This is a genomic window from uncultured Arthrobacter sp., from assembly GCF_947495145.1.
GTDB lineage: Bacteria > Actinomycetota > Actinomycetes > Actinomycetales > Micrococcaceae > Arthrobacter_D.
Genome location: NZ_CANLXP010000018.1, coordinates 1 through 16,122, shown reverse-complemented (window position 1 = coordinate 16,122; position 16,122 = coordinate 1). Strand labels below are relative to the sequence as shown.

The following is a 16,122-nucleotide window of genomic DNA, read 5'->3' as shown; positions in this document are numbered from 1 at the left end:
CGCCGAATCAACCGATTTACGTTGATTCGGCGGCTGTGTTTACCCAGTACCTAGCGGCAGCGCCTGCTCAGTGCCTAGCGGCCCTGAGGGGTGATGTCTGCGTTGTCGGTGTCGGCGTCGACGGAGCGGCCCTGCGGCTCGTCCTCTTCACTGGCCTCGCCCAGAGCCTCGAAGCGCTTCAGTGACGCCTCAACCTCCGCCTCGGCAGCCTCACGGCCCTCCCAGTCAGCCGCCTCAACCCATTTGCCGGGCTCAAGGTCCTTGTACTTGCGGAAAAAGTGCTCAATCTCGTCCAGTAGGAACTTGGAGACATCCCCGAGGTCCTGGATGTGATCGAAACGTGCGTCAACCGGAACGCACAGCACCTTGGCGTCGCCGCCGCCGTCGTCCACCATGTTGAAAACGCCGATCGGGCGCGATTCCACCAGAACGCCCGGAATGAGGTCGAAATCCTGCAGCAGCACCAGCGCGTCCAGCGGATCGCCGTCCTCGCCAAGGGTGTTCTCGAAGTAGCCGTAGTGCGTGGGGTACTGCATTGAGGTGAAAAGCACTCGGTCCAGGCGGAGGCGGTGGGTCTCGTGATCGATCTCGTACTTGACGCGTGATCCCTTGGGGATCTCGATGGTGACGTCGAGCTTCATGGCCATGTGGAACTCCTGCGGTCAGCTGGTTGGAAAGCGGGTGAAACTTCCTGGTGGGCAGCGGAGAGGTTGGAATGACATGACTCAATTGACATGACTGAACCACCCACGGCCCCGATCTACTGTTAAAGATATAGGCCGCCGACCGTCATCACCGATTTCTGACCGGAGGCGACCGAGCCAGTTCCAATGAGTCCCAGCAAGAGGAAACCATGAAGCGCAGCGCCAGGGTGTTGACTGCCCTGCTGCTTGCCCTGATGCTTGCAGCGCTGGCGATTCCCTTCGGTCTTCACTACGGGCCGCAGATCGCTGAACTGGTCACTGCTCCACCGGACGAAGCCGAGCCGGAAATTCCACCGATCCAGCAACCTCCCGACGACGTTGCCCCACCGACGCTTGTCAGCCAGCTGAGCGCTCAGGCGCCGACGCCCACACCGGATGTCCTTGCTCCGCTGCTCGCTGCTGCACTGGAAGTCCCGGGCGAAACTCCGGTGACCGGCGTCGTTCTTGATGCACTGACCGGCGAGGTGCTTTTCGAGCGGGGAGGCGGCGAACTGCAGCTTCCGGCGTCGAACATCAAGATCCTCACCGCCACGGCGGCGCTGGCGAAGCTCGACCCCGACCAGCGCCTGAGCACGTCCGTGCTTACCGGCGGGGTCGGCGCAGACGGCGTTCTGGTGCTGCGGGGGGAAGGGGATGTACTGCTCGGAACAGGTCAGTCGAACCCAGACGCCGTCGTCGGGCACGCCGGCCTCGCTACGCTCGCAGAGCAGACAGCTGCCAAGCTCGACGACGGCGGTTCCTACCGCCTCGTCCTCGATGACACCTTCTTCGTCGGCGATGTGCTGAATCCCAGCTGGCAGCCCGGTGACGTGGAGGCGGGGGAGGTTGCGCCGATCTATCCCCTCGCCATCAACTCGTCCTGGCTGGACGAGTCGAAGCGGTCCGGTGCCAGGGCGGCAGACGCAGCACTCGTGACCGCCGCTGCCTTCCGGGAGGCACTGATAGCGGCAGGCGTTCAGGTGCAGGAGGGGATTGAGCGACAGCCGGCCGGCGAGGACGCGGTGGTGCTGGCGACCGTGGAATCGGCCACCGTCGAAGCGCAGGTGGAGCACATGCTCCTGACGTCGGACAACTACCTTGCCGAAGTCCTCGCCCGGCTGGCGGCGGAAGCCAGCGGCCGGCCGGCGTCGTTCGGAGGGGGCCTGGAAACCATTGCCGAGGTGATCACGGAACTGGGGGTGCCGACGGAGGGCATGGTGCTCGGCGACGCTTCCGGCCTTTCCCCGCGCAACCGGGTCACTCCCCGTCAGCTCACCGACGTGGTGCGTACGCTGCTCCGTTCCGACAGCCGCGCCCTGCGGCATGTGCTCCACGGACTGCCGGTGGCCGGCCTCTCAGGGACGCTGGCTGAGCGCTATAACGACGGCGACGCACCCACCTTCTCCGGCGCCGGCGTGGTCCGGGCCAAGACCGGAACCCTCAACGCCGTCACCGCCCTCACCGGCCATGTGGTGTCGACGGACGGTCGGCTGCTCGTGTTCTCGTTCATCGCGAGCGGGCTCGAGGGCACCACCGAGCCGGCGCGCGCCGCCGTCGATTCGGCAGCGGCAGTCCTGGCGACATGCGGGTGCCGCTGAACCGGGCGTCGGCACACCTTGCTCGCCTCGGTCCCTGTGGACGGGCGTTGCCGAGCGGCCTCCCAGACTAATGTGGTCGAATGGCCATCATGGACAGCAACGCCCCCCTTCAGCTCGTCAACTGGGATCTCGCCGCCAGCAGCGCGGCAAAACTCACGCCTCCCGGCCCCAAACTGACTGCCGCGGAGGTTCGGGACGTCGTCGGCAATCTCCGTGAACTGGCGGATCTCTCTGTCGAGCACGTTCACCGGATCACCGGCCTCGATGCGGCCCGCGACCTGCGGGATTCGGAACTGATCATCGTGGACCGCGCATCGTGGGCCAAAGCGAACACACAGAGTTTCAAGATGCTGATGGCGCCAGCCATCGAGCACCTGATGGAGACGAAGGCCGAGCAGCTGAAGGCAGCCAACGCCGCACTGGGCGGCTCGGTCACCGGCGCCCAGATGGGTGCAATCCTGGCCTTCCTCTCCAGCAAAGTGCTCGGCCAGTATGATCCCTTCGTCGCCTCCAGCCGCGGACCGGGCGGGCGCCTCATGCTTGTGGCGCCCAACATTGTGTCGGTCGAGCGGGAACTCAACGTCGAGCCGGCCGATTTCCGGTTGTGGGTATGCCTGCACGAACAGACGCACCGGGTGCAGTTCGCGGCGGCGCCGTGGCTCAAGGACCACATGATGGAGCACATCTCACAGCTCACCGTCGGGCTCGCTGATAAGGCGGACACGCTCGCGGAGCGTCTCACCAACGCGCTGAAATCGCTGCCCACGCGAGGCCAGCAGTCCACCGATGGGGCTGGCGGCAGCAGGGAACAGAACGACGACGGTGTACCCCCGAGCGACGGCGGTATCCTCTCGCTTCTCCAGGAGCCGGAAGACAAGGCCCGGCTCTCCCATCTCACCGCCGTCATGAGCCTGCTCGAAGGGCATGCGAATGTGGTGATGGACGCCGTTGATTCCAGTATCGTCCCCACCGTGAAGACCATCCGCCGCCGGTTCAACGCGCGCGGCAAGTCCCGCGGACCGGTCGAGAAATTCATCCGCAGGCTCATGGGTCTCGATGCCAAGATGCGCCAGTACAGCGACGGAGCACGCTTCGTCCGTGCGGTCGTTGACGCCGTCGGGATGGAGGGCTTCAACCGGGTGTGGGAGCGGGCGGAGAACCTGCCGACGGAGAAGGAGATCCACGCGCCCGAGGAGTGGATCAGCCGGATGGGGCTGTGAGCCGGCGGCCACGGCTCAGCCCAACGGTCGGCACGGCGAGAAACCTGATCCGGGCTTCACTCGATGAAGCGGGCCTGCCGCAGGGGTCGCTCATCCTGGTCGCCTGCAGCGGCGGAACCGACTCACTCGCCCTCGCGGCGACCGCCGCCTACTTCGCACAGAGCGGGCAGTACAGGGTCGGAGCCGTCGTCGTCGACCATGGCCTGCAGCCGGAGAGCGCAGACGTAGCGGAGGCGGCGCGTTCCAAGCTGGTGAAGCTGGGCCTCGAGCCGGTGGACGTACGCCGGGTCGAGGTCGCGGCTTCCGGAATGGGTCCCGAGGCCGCCGCCCGGACTGCCCGATACGAAGCGATCGATGCCGCCGTTCACGGCCACGCCGCCGGCGCAGTCCTGCTCGGCCACACCCTCGATGACCAGGCCGAACAGGTCCTTCTTGGTCTCGCCCGCGGTTCCGGCACCCGATCACTGAGCGGCATGCCGTCCCGCCGGGGGATCTACCTGCGGCCCTTCCTTGCACTGCGACGGGCGGAGACCGAAGAGATCTGCCGGTTCAGCGGCCTCGACGCATGGCATGATCCGACAAACGCCGATCCTTCGCTCACCCGCTCCCGCGTGCGCACCCAGGTGCTGCCGTACCTCGAGGACGCACTGGGCCCCGGTATCGCGGAGTCCCTTCACCGGACCTCGCGCATCCTCGCGCAGGATGCGGCGTACCTCGAGGAGCTCGCCTCCGCGGAGTACGGCAGGTTGAGACAGCCGGTCGGCAGCACAGAGGCGGACAATATCGAGGCAGACAACAGCGGGCAGCCGGGCAGCGGAAGGCACGACGGCGTTGCGCGCATCCTCCTGTCCGAGGATGCCCTGCGTGCCCTGCCGCCTGCTCTTCGGCAACGGGTCCTGGCACTCGCCGTCGTCGAACTGGGAGGGGTGCAGCCCAGCTTCGAGCGGCTGCTCGCCGCCGAGAACCTGCTTCGACGCACCGGATCAGCCGGTCCTGTGCAGCTCGGCGGCAACGTGAGCGCCTACCGGCAGGTAAGGGGTGCCCGGGTTCCCCAAGGCGACCCAAGCTATGGCAGTCTTGTCCTTGGAAAGAACCTCTAAATCCGGGAGTAATAGGTGGATTCACACGACGTCCAGTCCGACCTCAAGCACGTTCTCTACACCAAGGAAGAGATCCAGCAACGGGTGCAGGAACTGGCCGCGGAAATCGACCGCGACTATGCTGACCGGGACGTGCTGATTGTGGGCGTGCTCAAGGGTGCCGTCATGGTCATGGCAGACCTTGCCCGAGCAATGCACTCGCACGTCACCATGGACTGGATGGCCGTCTCCTCCTACGGCTCGGGTACGCAGTCGTCGGGTGTAGTGCGGATCCTGAAGGACCTCGAAACGGACCTCATGGGCAAGCACGTCCTCATTGTCGAAGACATCATCGACTCAGGGCTCACCCTGTCCTGGCTCAAGGCCAATCTCCTCTCCCGTGGACCGGCATCGGTTGAAATCTGCACGCTGCTGCGCAAGCCTGACGCCGCGAAGGTCGCCATCGACGTGAAGTACGTCGGCTATGACATTCCCAACGAGTTCGTTGTCGGTTACGGCCTGGACTTCGCGGAGAAGTACCGCAACCTCGACTTCATCGGAACGCTGGCTCCGCACGTCTACGAGTAACCGCCGCAGGTTGGTCAGCCCGCCCTGCCTGCTCACCTGTACGCCCAGAGGGAACTTTCGGCCGAGCGTGTGCGTGGATTCTGCAGGGAATGTAAAGCTGGTAGCAGGTTGGGGCGCATCGGGCATTCCGCAGTTATGTGGACCAGGGCCAATTGGCAGTTAATCAGGAGGGACAGGGCATTCAGCCCTGAGTTGAATGAAATTGAAGAGCATTTTCAGAGGGCCCATTTTCTGGATCGTGCTGGCGGTAGCCGCACTTCTGGTCATTCTGCCCTCCGTGTTCAACACCAGCGGTGCCCGCGTGGACACGAACATCGGCCTGGAGCTCCTTGCGGACAACCAGGTAGAGCAGGCAAAGATCTACGACGGCGAACAACGCGTTGATCTCACGCTGCGCGAGGACTATGAAGACCTCGGCCGCAGCGTCTCATTCTTCTTCAGCGCCGCGCGTGCCGAGGGCGTCGTCGATGCCATCAACAGCTCGGACGTCGATGGCTTCACAGACCAGCCGGTCGAGAACAACTGGTTCACCAGTATCCTCGGCCTGATCCTGCCCATCCTGATCCTCGGCGTGATCTTCTGGTTCCTGCTCAGCCGCATGCAGGGCGGCGGCTCAAAGGTGATGCAGTTCGGCAAGTCCAAGGCCAAGCTCATCAACAAGGACATGCCCCAGGTGACGTTCAACGACGTCGCCGGTGCTGACGAAGCCGTGGAGGAACTCCACGAAATCAAGGAATTCCTGCAGGAGCCGGCCAAATTTCAGGCACTCGGCGCCAAAATCCCGAAGGGTGTCCTCCTCTACGGCCCTCCCGGAACCGGTAAGACCCTCCTCGCCCGTGCCGTGGCCGGTGAGGCCGGTGTGCCGTTCTATTCGATCTCCGGCTCCGACTTCGTCGAGATGTTCGTCGGCGTCGGCGCCTCCCGTGTCCGTGACCTGTTCGAGCAGGCCAAGTCCAACGCTCCCGCAATCATCTTCGTTGACGAGATCGACGCCGTAGGCCGCCACCGCGGCGCTGGCGTGGGCGGCGGCAATGACGAGCGCGAGCAGACCCTCAACCAGCTCCTGGTGGAGATGGACGGGTTCGACGCGAACACCAACGTCATCCTCATCGCTGCGACCAACCGTCCCGACGTCCTTGACCCGGCACTGCTGCGTCCCGGCCGCTTCGACCGCCAGATCGGCGTCGAGGCACCGGACATGGGCGGCCGCAACCGCATCCTGCAGGTTCACTCGAAGGGCAAGCCGATGGCTCCCGGTGTGGACCTCGAGTCGGTCGCCAAGAAGACCCCGGGATTCACCGGTGCTGACCTCGCGAACGTCCTGAACGAGGCGGCGCTGCTCACCGCGCGCTCCAACGCCCAGCTCATTGATGACCGCGCACTGGATGAGGCGATTGATCGCGTCATTGCCGGACCGCAGAAACGCAGCCGGGTCATGAAGGAGCTGGAGCGGAAAATCACCGCCTACCACGAGGGTGGTCACGCCCTGGTTGCCGCTGCGCTGCGCAACACCGACCCGGTCACCAAGGTCACCATCCTTCCGCGTGGGCGGGCCCTGGGATACACCATGGTGCTGCCCGCTGATGACAAGTACTCCATCACGCGCAATGAGTTGCTCGACCAGTTGGCGTACGCCATGGGCGGCCGTGTGGCGGAGGAAATCGTCTTCCACGATCCCTCCACCGGAGCGTCCAACGACATCGAGAAGGCGACGGCGACCGCCCGGAAGATGGTGACGCAGTACGGCATGAGCGAGCGGATCGGCGCTGTGAAGCTTGGCCAGGGGGGCGGTGAACCGTTCCTCGGACGCGACATGGGACATGAGCGCAACTACTCCGACCACATTGCCTACATCGTCGATGAGGAAGTTCGGCGGCTCGTCGACAACGCCCATGATGAGGCATACGCGATTCTTACGGAGAACCGGAACGTGCTGGACCGGCTGGCTCTCGAACTGCTTGAGCGCGAGACGCTGAACCAGGCCGAGATCGCTGAGGTTTTCACCGACATCCGAAAGCGCGATGCGCGCAGCATCTGGCTTTCAAAGGACAGCAGGCCAGTGCATTCGCTGCCGCCCGTGGTCACGGACAAGGAACGTCAAGAGGCCGGAGCAGCAGGACAACCGGACCCGGACGAGGTCTCGCCACAGGATCAGATCGCTGATGCCAACCTGCCGAGTGACTTCGATGTGAAGGGTGACAGCCTGCCGGAGCCGGAAACCGAGCCTGATGACAAGGGCGGAACAACCGGAACATCCGGAAGCAATGACCAGGACGGGCATGGCCGGCGTCGTAACGACTAGGTCGTAACGACCAGCAGGGCGGCCACAGGGGCCGGGATAGGATTCTTGGCGTGACCGATTTTGACGATCAGATGGTTGATGCGGCCCTGGCGGCCAGCGGTTCAACGGTGGACCAGCCGAGAATCGAGCGGGCAGTCCGCGAGATTCTTGCCGCCATCGGCGAGGATCCGGACAGGGACGGCCTGCTGGAGACCCCCAAGCGCGTGGCCAGGGCGTACGCGGAATTCTTCGCCGGCCTCCACCAGGACCCGAAGGATGTCCTCTCGACCACCTTTGACCTGGACCACGAAGAGCTGGTGCTGGTCAAGGACATCCCGTTCTACTCAACGTGCGAGCACCACCTCGTACCGTTTCACGGATCAGCGCATATCGGGTACATTCCCTCTGACGACGGGAAGATCACCGGCCTGAGCAAACTCGCGCGGCTGGTGGAGATCTTCGCCCGGCGCCCGCAGGTACAGGAACGCCTGACCACGCAGATCGTCGATGCGATGATGGAACATCTGCAGCCAAAGGGAGCCATTGTGGTCATCGAATGTGAGCACATGTGCATGTCGATGCGCGGCATCCGCAAACCAGGAGCAAAAACGGTCACCTCGGCGGTACGCGGACAGGTGCGGGACGCCGCCACGCGCGCCGAGGCCATGAGCCTGATACTCGGAAGATAGGACACAGCAACTTTTATGGATTCACTCGCGGCAGCCCCAGGAACCGGACCGGCGACCTCTCCCATTCCCGTCCTGCGGCCAACCCGGGTGCGCAAGTCCTTCTCAGACCTGCCCACCGACCGGGCGCTGGTGATGGGAATCCTGAACGTTACCCCTGATTCCTTCAGCGACGGCGGCAGGTTCGCCACAGCGGATGACGCCATCGCCGAGGGGCTCCGGATGCACTACGCGGGAGCGGACATTGTCGACGTGGGCGGTGAATCCACCCGTCCCAACGCCGACCGCATTTCGGTGGAGGAGGAGCAAAAGCGAATCATCCCCGTTGTGGAGACCCTGGTGAAGGCCGGTGCGCTGGTCAGCGTCGACACCATGCACGCCTCCACGGCCGCCAAAGCGATCGATGCAGGCGCCGCGATCGTCAACGACGTTTCCGGACTGGACTTCGATCCCGCCATGCCGGCGCTGATCGCCGAACGCGGCGTCCACTACGTCCTGATGCACCAGCGCGGCAATCCGCAGACAATGGATTCTCTTGCGGACTACGACGACGTCGTTGAAGACGTGATCTCCGAACTCACCGGCATCCGGGACACGTTTTGCGCGGCCGGGGTAGCTCCGGAACAGATCATCCTCGACCCCGGCATCGGATTCGCCAAGACGGAAGCCCACAACTGGGCCCTGCTGCGTTCACTGGAGCGCTTCAACGATCTTGGTAACCGCGTTCTGATCGGCGCCTCCCGCAAGCGGTTCCTGGGAACGCTGCTCAGTACCGCGGGCAAAGCAGCAGCTCCCGCCGAACGCAGTGACGCCAGCGTCGCCGTCTCCGCCCTCGCTGCTGCCAGCGGCGTCTGGTGCGTGCGGGTACACGATGTCGCTTCCAACCTGGATGCGGTCAAGGTTGCCGCAGCCTGGAAGACGACGTAGGCAGATCATGGGCTCCAGTCTCCCGGCGCGGCAGGACACGATCACCCTCACGGGGATCACCGCCGTCGGCCACCATGGCGTTTTCGAACACGAGCGGCGCGATGGCCAGCCATTCATCGTCGACGTGGTGCTGCACCTTGACCTGCGGCCGGCAGGCAGAAGCGATGACCTCACCCAAACCGCGCACTACGGGGAACTCGCCGAACAGGTCGCGGAACTCATTGCAGGCGAACCGCTGAACCTGATCGAGGCACTCGCTGAGCGGATAGCCTCCTCAATCCTTTCCTCCTTCGCTGTGACGGCCGTAGAGGTAACCGTGCACAAGCCGAAGGCGCCCATCGGGGTTCCGTTTGGCGACGTTGCGGTGTCGATCTTCCGGGAGCGCACATGAGCGGTACTGTGCGCGTCGTCCTCGCACTGGGCAGCAACCTCGGCGAGAGCCGCGACACCCTGTCCCTGGCAGTGGCGGACCTGGTCGATTCGCCGAATGTCAGGCTGCGGGAAGTCTCGCCGATTGTTCAGACGAAAGCCGTTGGCGGACCGGAACAGCCGGACTACCTGAACATGGTGATCGAGATCGACACGGACCTCGGCCCGTATGAGCTGCTCGAACACTGCCAGGGTGTGGAGAACAAGCATCACCGGGTGCGCGAGGTGCGGTGGGGACCACGCACCCTCGACGTCGACATCATCACGTACGGCGACCTCGTTTCGGACGACGAGAAGCTGACGTTGCCGCACCCCCGTGCCGCAACGCGCGCATTTGTCCTGCAGCCGTGGGCCTGGATGGACGGCTCTGCCACCCTGGCCGGCAGACCGGTCGCCGAACTTGTCCAACAGGCAGAAGACCTCCCCGGGCTCGTACCGTTCGAGGGGGTCTAGCAGGCCCGTGGGAACCATCCGGATAAGCTGGCTCGTTCTCATCGGGCTGGTGTTCGGCGCCGCCGGGTGGCTGATCAACTGGTGGGTTACGCGTAACGGCTATCCCACTCCTGCCTTGCCGCTCAGCTCGCTGCTGACCATCGTCGCCGTCGTCGCCGTGACGCTTGTTTTCGGGCTCCGGGTGAAACGCTGGCGCGCCGGCAGCCGCAAGCGGGTTCTGGACCCCATCCTCGCGGCACGAACGGTCGTTCTGGCGCAGGCCACCGCCTATGCCGGTGCGTTGACAACGGGCTGGCACGTGGGGATTCTCGCGGATCAGTTAACCCTGCTCGGAGTGCGCAGCAACCTTGGCCCGATCTGGGGTTCGCTGGCGGTGATAGCTGGTGGCATAGTCATGATTGCAACCGGATTGATCGTGGAGAGTTTCTGCAAGCTTCCACCGGATGACGAGGGCGGCGCTGACAGGCCGCGGGAGAGCGGCGAGGGGGAGTATGCGTAGGGAACCGATAGATCCGGCGGGTATCGAATGGACCCGCGTGTCACCGAAGTATCTCAAGGTCCGCCTGGCGGGCTGGGCGATCGGCAGTCTGATCTTCCTCATCATCTTCTCGGTGCCGCTCGTGCTGCTGCTGACCGGTGTCCTGCCGCGCTTCCCGTCGCTGCTCGCGTGGCTGCTGCCCGCCGTCGTCGTTGTTTTCGCGGGGTGGCGCGGACTCCTGCTTCCCCGCCAGGTGCGGGCAATCGGCTATGCCGAACGCAACGAAGACCTGCTGGTCCGTCACGGCATCTTCTTCCAGCGCACCATGGTGGTGCCGTACGGCCGGATGCAGTATGTCGACGTGGCGGTAGGGCCCATTGAGCGCGCCCTAGGCCTATGCACCCTCAAGCTGCACACGGCCTCGCCGGGCACCAACGCTGAAATCCCCGGACTTCCTTCCAGCGAGGGAGCGCGTCTGCGTGAACAGCTCTCGGCACGCGGTGAAGCGAAGCTGGCGGGGCTGTGACCGAATCCGCACCTGACCCGGCGCTGCTGTCCGCCTCCCCCGGCGAGTGGAAGCGCGTCCACATCATCTCACCGCTGGTCCGCGGCTGGATTGCCATTGCGGCGCTGATCTTCTTCGGCGGCCGCGACTGGTTCGAGGGGCTCCTGACCGGAAACCCCGGCGGCTTCCGTGGGGAAGCAGTGAGCAATCTGCCGATCGCCATCGCAATCATCGTCGGCGTCGTGCTGCTCATCGCGGGCGGGTTCTTTCTTTCCTGGTACTACACGCGCTACCAGGTCACCGAGGAGCACGTCCGGGTCAACTCAGGGGTGATCTTCCGGCAGCACCGGCAGGCACGGCTGGACCGCGTGCAGGCCATCGACGTTGTGCAGCCCTTCCTCGCGCGGGTGTTCGAGCTTGCGGAACTGAAGTTCGACGTGGCTGACGCCGGCGAATCAGCGGTGCGGCTCTCCTTCCTGAAACTCGGGGAGGCGCAAAAGCTGCGTGCAACAATCCTCGCCCGTGCTGCCGGCGTCGCTGTCGACCCCGAGCACCCCCAGGACATTCCCGAGGCGCCCGAGCGCGAAGTCCTGGCCCTCGCCCCCGCCCGCGTTATCGGTGCGGCAGCGCTGTCCGGCAACACCGTGGCCGTCGTACTTGGTTCCATCGGCGTTGTCGTCTTCGCCTTCGTCCTGGACACGGGCGCGCTGCTTGCCGCTTTCGTGCCCATCCTGATCGGCGTGGTCAGCGGTTACTGGAACGTTCTCAACACGGGATTCAACTTCCGAGCAGCCATTTCCCCCGACGGGATTCGGATCCGCTACGGCCTCCTGGACACGCGGACCCAGACGGTACCGCCGGGCCGGGTGCAGGCGGTCGGTGTCATCCAGTCGCCGCTCTGGCGGCTGAAGGGCTGGTACAAGGTCACCGTGAATGTCGCCGGCTACGGCGCCTCCGCGAGCGGTGAGGCACAGGCCCGCGCAACGCTCCTCCCGGTCGGAACGCTCGATGAGGTTCTCAAGGTGATCGCACTGGTACTGCCTGATCCCGGAACGGATAAGCCGCTCGAGGTGTTCTCCGCGGGCCTTGCCGGGCGCGATTCCGACGCCGGTTTCATCACCACCCCGCGCCGCGCTCGGTTGATTGCCCCAATGGCCTGGCGTCGTAACGGGGTGGCCGTAACCGGCACCGCCCTGTTGGCCCGCTCCGGTGCATGGTGGCGCCAGCTCGCCGTCGTACCCCACGAGCGGACCCAGTCACTGGCGCTGCACGAGGGGCCATTGGCGAAAAGGTTCGGAGTGGCCGACCTTATCTTCCACACAACTCCCGGGCCGGTGTCGCCCCGTGTACGCCAGATCCCGGAGCAGGACGCCTGGCGGCTCTTCTCCGAGCAGGCCGAACGGGCCGCCGACGCCCGACGACGCAGCGGCCCCGAGCAGTGGATGCGTCCCGTACCGGTCGAGGGGGCGGCTGAAGAACCGGGTGCATTGCCCGAGAACGCCGTGATGCCCGCACCGCCGTCCTACCTGGAAGGGCCCGCTCATGAGCGTTCCTGAGTTCCCGGCGCGCCCGCGGACTGAAAGTTCGCGCAGGAAGCCCGGCAGGCTGGGGGTCGGTGTGATCGGCGCAGGCAGGGTCGGTGCTGTGCTCGGAGCTGCGCTGCGCGCTGCTGAACACGCCGTTGTCGGAGTTTCGGCTGTCTCCGAAGCCAGCAGGGAACGCGCCGAGAACCTCCTGCCCGGAGTGCCGGTGCTTGAAATCCCGCAGATCGTGGAGCGCGCGGAGCTGGTGCTGCTGGCAGTGCCCGACGACGCCCTCCCGGACCTGGTGTCCGGCCTCGCGACCGTGGGTGCCTGGCAGCCCGGGCAGCTTGTCGCGCACACCTCCGGCCGGTTCGGAACGACTGTGCTCGAACCTGCGCGGAAGCTCGGAGCCATCCCGCTCGCGCTCCATCCCGCGATGACCTTTACCGGCATGAGTCTGGACCTGACGCGCCTGCCGGACAGCATGTTCGGTGTCACTGCGCCCCCCGCCGTCCTGCCCGTGGCACAGGCGCTGGTGGTCGAGATGGGCGCCGAGCCGGTCGTCATCGAGGAGGAGGACCGGGTGCTGTACCACGCGGCGCTGGCGCATGCCTCGAACCATCTGGTGACGCTGGCAGCGCAGTCCACCCAGCTGCTCGGGAGCATCGGCGTGGAGCGGCCCGACCGGTTGTTGGGGCCACTGATGCGTGCCTCGCTCGAGAACGCGCTTGCCGCCGGCGAGGGCGCCCTCACCGGACCCGTTGCCCGCGGCGATGCGGGAACGGTCGCAGCGCACGCGGGGGCGCTTGCTGACGCCCCGGAGGATATCCATGATGCCTACACCCGGCTCGCAGGTGTGACCGCACGCCGCGCTGTGCAGCGCGGAGTGCTCACCCCCGAACAGGCACGCGCCATTCTCGACGCACTCACGGCGTCCGAGCAGGAAGGAAGCGAATGAGCCCCCGGGTTGTCACCACCGCCGCCGAACTCCGTGCGGCAACCACTGAACTGCTGGGCGCGCTGGACTCCGGCCGGGCAAGTCTTGGGCTGGTCCCCACCATGGGTGCCCTGCATGAGGGCCACGCTGCGCTCGCCCGCGCAGCCAGGGGAGAGAACGACGTCGTTGTTGCCACCATCTTTGTGAATCCGCTGCAGTTCGGCGACCCGACGGACCTCGAACGTTATCCGCGGACGCTGGAAGCGGACGTGGAAATGCTGGGGCAGTGCGGCGTCGACCTGGTGTTTGCTCCGTCCCGGGACGAGGTCTATCCAGGCGGCGAACCGCTGATCCGGCTCTCCGCCGGCCGCCTCGGCGAGAAGTTTGAGGGTGAGTTCCGGCCCGGCCACTTCGACGGCATGCTCACCGTCGTAGCCAAACTGCTGCACCTCGCCTGGCCCGCAACCGATGCCTCGTACCGGGCTTACTTCGGGCAGAAGGACGTGCAGCAGCTGGCACTGATCCGCCGGATGGTCAGCGACCTCAGCTTTGCAGCCGAAATCCGCGCAGTGCCCACGGTCCGCTCGCCCGAAGGGCTTGCCCTTTCGAGCCGGAACCGGTTTCTGAATGAGGAGGAATCGGAGGCTGCCCTCGTCCTGTCCCGCGCACTGCGCCTTCTGGCGGGGCAGGCTTCCCGCTGCGAACCGCTCGACCTGGACTCCGCCGTCGCGCTGGTCAAAAGCCAGCCGCTTGTAGAGCTGGAGTACTTCGAGGTGGTCGATCATGAGACCCTGGAGCCGCTCGGCTTCAACTGCCGTGAGACTCCATTCAGCGGGGAAGGGTTGGCGCTCATTGCCGCGCGGGTCGGCAGCGTGAGGCTCATTGACAATCAACCGCTGAAAGCGGACCCGGCCGGCCCGCAAGGTTGAACCGGTAACCTTGGATATCGTGACCACTGAGCCAGCCCTCTCCACTGAAGAATTCAACGAGCAGATGCGCATCCGCATGGAAAAGCGCGCACGCCTGCTGGAGCGCGGTGAGGAACCCTACCCGGTCAAGCCGGAGCGCACCTCGTCCCTGGCCGCGATCCGCGAACGCTTCCCGGATCTGGAAGCGGGTGGCTCAACCGGCGAAAACGTCAGCGTTGTCGGCCGGGTGGTTTTCCTCCGGAACACCGGCAAACTGTGCTTCGCCACCCTGCAGGAGGGTGACGGGACGCGTCTGCAGGCCATGCTGAGCCTGGCCGCCGTGGGCGAGGAGTCGCTGGCGGAGTGGAAGGCGACAGTCGACCTCGGTGACCACGTGCAGATTGCGGGCGAGGTTATCAGCTCGCGCCGCGGCGAGCTTTCCGTCATGGCCTCGGGGTGGTCGATGGCGTCGAAAGCGCTGCGTCCCTTGCCCACGCTGCATGCAGGCGTGAATGAGGAGACCCGGGTCCGCCAGCGCTACGTTGACCTGCTCGTGCGTGAGGAAGCGCGGCAGATGGTCCGAACCCGGGCGATGATTACCCGCAGCATCCGCGAGACGCTCCACGCCCGCGATTACATCGAGGTGGAAACACCTATTCTCCAGCTTGTCCACGGCGGTGCCGCGGCGCGTCCATTCGAAACCCACGTCAATGCGTTTGACCAGAAAATGACACTCCGGATCGCGTTGGAGCTCTATCTGAAGCGCGCAGTTGTGGGTGGAATCGACCGGGTCTATGAAATCGGGCGTATTTTCCGCAACGAGGGTGTGGATTCAACCCACAGTCCTGAATTCACCATGCTTGAGTGCTACGAGGCTTATGCCGACCAGTTCGTGATGGCCGAGCGAATGAAGGAGATCATCCTCAATTGTGCTGATCTCCTCGGCTCACGACAGATTGAAACCGAGGCGGGGACCATCGACCTTGACGGCGAATGGCGTTGGCTCGGAGTTTATCCCGGACTCTCGGAAGCCGTCGGCCGTGAAATCACTCCGGATACTGACAGGGAAATCCTGCTGGCAATCGCCGAAGAACGGGATATCTCGGTGGATCCCGGGTGGGACGCGGAAAAGCTTGTCCTGGAGCTTTTCGGGGAAATCGTCGAGCCCACTTTGTTGCAGCCCACCTTCGTCTATGACTATCCGCCGTCGGCACAGCCCCTGGCCCGCCAGCACCGCGATCAACCGCAGCTGATTGAGGCCTGGGACCTCATCATCGGCGGCATGGAGCGGGGGACCGCCTTCTCCGAACTGATTGATCCGGTGATTCAGCGTGAACGCCTTACTGAGCAGTCACAGAAAGCGGCTGCCGGAGACGAGGAAGCGATGCAGCTGGACGAGGACTTCCTGCGGGCACTTGAATACGGTGCACCGCCGATGGGAGGAATCGGTCTGGGTATCGACCGCCTGGTGATGCTTTTCACCTCCGCCGGAATCAGGGAAACGATCCTATTTCCGCTGCTGAAGCCGGAGCTTGGTTAATTCATGGAGTATCTGGCCGTTCTTCTGCCCTCCGTTGCGGTGGGGCTTATCTTCTACTTCGTTATGAAGTCGATCTTCAACGCCGACCGCGCCGAGCGTGAAGCTGAGTCCGCAGAACGAAGCAACCGTGACAATGCAATAGCAAAACCGCAACCGCCTTCCGATGAGGCGCCGCGGGAGCAGTAAATCGTTCAGTATGGTTTTCGTTCTCGTAGTGCCTCAAGTCAATATGCCCGTGAAAGTTGATCGGTGCCTCAGGTAGGAATGCCCGCGAATGGGTTAGCCTG

At 64.8% G+C, this 16,122-nt stretch carries 17 protein-coding genes; 16 read left to right on the top strand and 1 reads right to left on the bottom strand.

Annotation, left to right across the window (positions count from 1 at the left end; all coding sequences use genetic code 11):
- Positions 1-74: 74 nt before the first annotated feature.
- A complete protein-coding gene (locus Q0877_RS12940) occupies positions 75-641 on the bottom strand; it encodes an inorganic diphosphatase (RefSeq protein WP_299168544.1) in 567 nt (188 codons plus the stop codon).
- Positions 642-853: 212 nt separating this feature from the next.
- Between Q0877_RS12940 and dacB the strand changes: the two genes are divergently transcribed.
- From dacB to Q0877_RS12860, 16 genes are all read left to right on the top strand, one after another.
- Positions 854-2,281: a D-alanyl-D-alanine carboxypeptidase/D-alanyl-D-alanine-endopeptidase gene (gene dacB, locus Q0877_RS12935; RefSeq protein ID WP_299168435.1), complete on the top strand. Its 1,428-nt coding sequence runs from the start codon at positions 854-856 to the stop codon at positions 2,279-2,281.
- An 89-nt stretch (positions 2,282-2,370) separates the two neighbouring features.
- Positions 2,371-3,501, top strand: coding sequence for a zinc-dependent metalloprotease (locus Q0877_RS12930; protein WP_299168432.1), 1,131 nt, complete (start codon positions 2,371-2,373; stop codon positions 3,499-3,501).
- Positions 3,498-4,601, top strand: coding sequence for a tRNA lysidine(34) synthetase TilS (tilS, locus tag Q0877_RS12925; RefSeq protein WP_299168427.1), 1,104 nt, complete (start codon positions 3,498-3,500; stop codon positions 4,599-4,601). Before Q0877_RS12930 ends, tilS begins: the two co-directional genes overlap by 4 nt.
- A 15-nt stretch (positions 4,602-4,616) precedes the next feature.
- Entirely contained in the window at positions 4,617-5,168 is a 552-nt protein-coding gene (hpt, locus tag Q0877_RS12920) for a hypoxanthine phosphoribosyltransferase (RefSeq protein WP_299168423.1), read from the top strand.
- 196 nt (positions 5,169-5,364) lie between these two features.
- Entirely contained in the window at positions 5,365-7,470 is a 2,106-nt protein-coding gene (ftsH, locus tag Q0877_RS12915) for an ATP-dependent zinc metalloprotease FtsH (RefSeq protein WP_299168420.1), read from the top strand.
- Positions 7,471-7,520: 50 nt separating this feature from the next.
- Positions 7,521-8,138, top strand: a complete 618-nt coding sequence (gene folE / locus Q0877_RS12910; RefSeq protein ID WP_299168416.1) for a GTP cyclohydrolase I FolE — start codon at positions 7,521-7,523, stop codon at positions 8,136-8,138.
- A 15-nt stretch (positions 8,139-8,153) separates the two neighbouring features.
- The gene (gene folP / locus Q0877_RS12905; RefSeq protein ID WP_299168414.1) at positions 8,154-9,062 is read left to right on the top strand and encodes a dihydropteroate synthase; all 909 of its coding nucleotides are present in this window, start codon (positions 8,154-8,156) and stop codon (positions 9,060-9,062) included.
- A gap of 7 nt (positions 9,063-9,069) precedes the next feature.
- Positions 9,070-9,453 (top strand): dihydroneopterin aldolase, encoded by a 384-nt coding sequence (gene folB, locus Q0877_RS12900; protein WP_299168412.1) that lies wholly within the window; start codon positions 9,070-9,072, stop codon positions 9,451-9,453.
- Positions 9,450-9,944, top strand: coding sequence for a 2-amino-4-hydroxy-6-hydroxymethyldihydropteridine diphosphokinase (gene folK / locus Q0877_RS12895; RefSeq protein ID WP_299168410.1), 495 nt, complete (start codon positions 9,450-9,452; stop codon positions 9,942-9,944). The genes folB and folK overlap by 4 nt, the downstream gene beginning before the upstream one ends.
- A 7-nt stretch (positions 9,945-9,951) precedes the next feature.
- The gene (locus Q0877_RS12890) at positions 9,952-10,443 is read left to right on the top strand and encodes a DUF3180 domain-containing protein (protein WP_299168408.1); all 492 of its coding nucleotides are present in this window, start codon (positions 9,952-9,954) and stop codon (positions 10,441-10,443) included.
- Positions 10,436-10,948: a PH domain-containing protein gene (locus tag Q0877_RS12885; RefSeq protein ID WP_299168406.1), complete on the top strand. Its 513-nt coding sequence runs from the start codon at positions 10,436-10,438 to the stop codon at positions 10,946-10,948. Before Q0877_RS12890 ends, Q0877_RS12885 begins: the two co-directional genes overlap by 8 nt.
- On the top strand, positions 10,945-12,483 hold the full coding sequence (locus Q0877_RS12880) for a PH domain-containing protein (RefSeq protein ID WP_299168403.1): 1,539 nt from the start codon (positions 10,945-10,947) through the stop codon (positions 12,481-12,483). The genes Q0877_RS12885 and Q0877_RS12880 overlap by 4 nt, the downstream gene beginning before the upstream one ends.
- Positions 12,470-13,408 (top strand): Rossmann-like and DUF2520 domain-containing protein, encoded by a 939-nt coding sequence (locus tag Q0877_RS12875; protein ID WP_299168401.1) that lies wholly within the window; start codon positions 12,470-12,472, stop codon positions 13,406-13,408. Before Q0877_RS12880 ends, Q0877_RS12875 begins: the two co-directional genes overlap by 14 nt.
- A complete protein-coding gene (gene panC, locus Q0877_RS12870; RefSeq protein ID WP_299168399.1) occupies positions 13,405-14,316 on the top strand; it encodes a pantoate--beta-alanine ligase in 912 nt (303 codons plus the stop codon). The genes Q0877_RS12875 and panC overlap by 4 nt, the downstream gene beginning before the upstream one ends.
- 64 nt (positions 14,317-14,380) lie before the next feature.
- The gene (gene lysS, locus Q0877_RS12865; protein ID WP_299168541.1) at positions 14,381-15,835 is read left to right on the top strand and encodes a lysine--tRNA ligase; all 1,455 of its coding nucleotides are present in this window, start codon (positions 14,381-14,383) and stop codon (positions 15,833-15,835) included.
- A gap of 3 nt (positions 15,836-15,838) precedes the next feature.
- Positions 15,839-16,021 carry a hypothetical protein gene (locus tag Q0877_RS12860; RefSeq protein WP_299168397.1) on the top strand — a complete coding sequence of 61 codons (183 nt, stop codon included), beginning with the start codon at positions 15,839-15,841 and terminating at the stop codon, positions 16,019-16,021.
- Positions 16,022-16,122 lie beyond the last annotated feature (101 nt).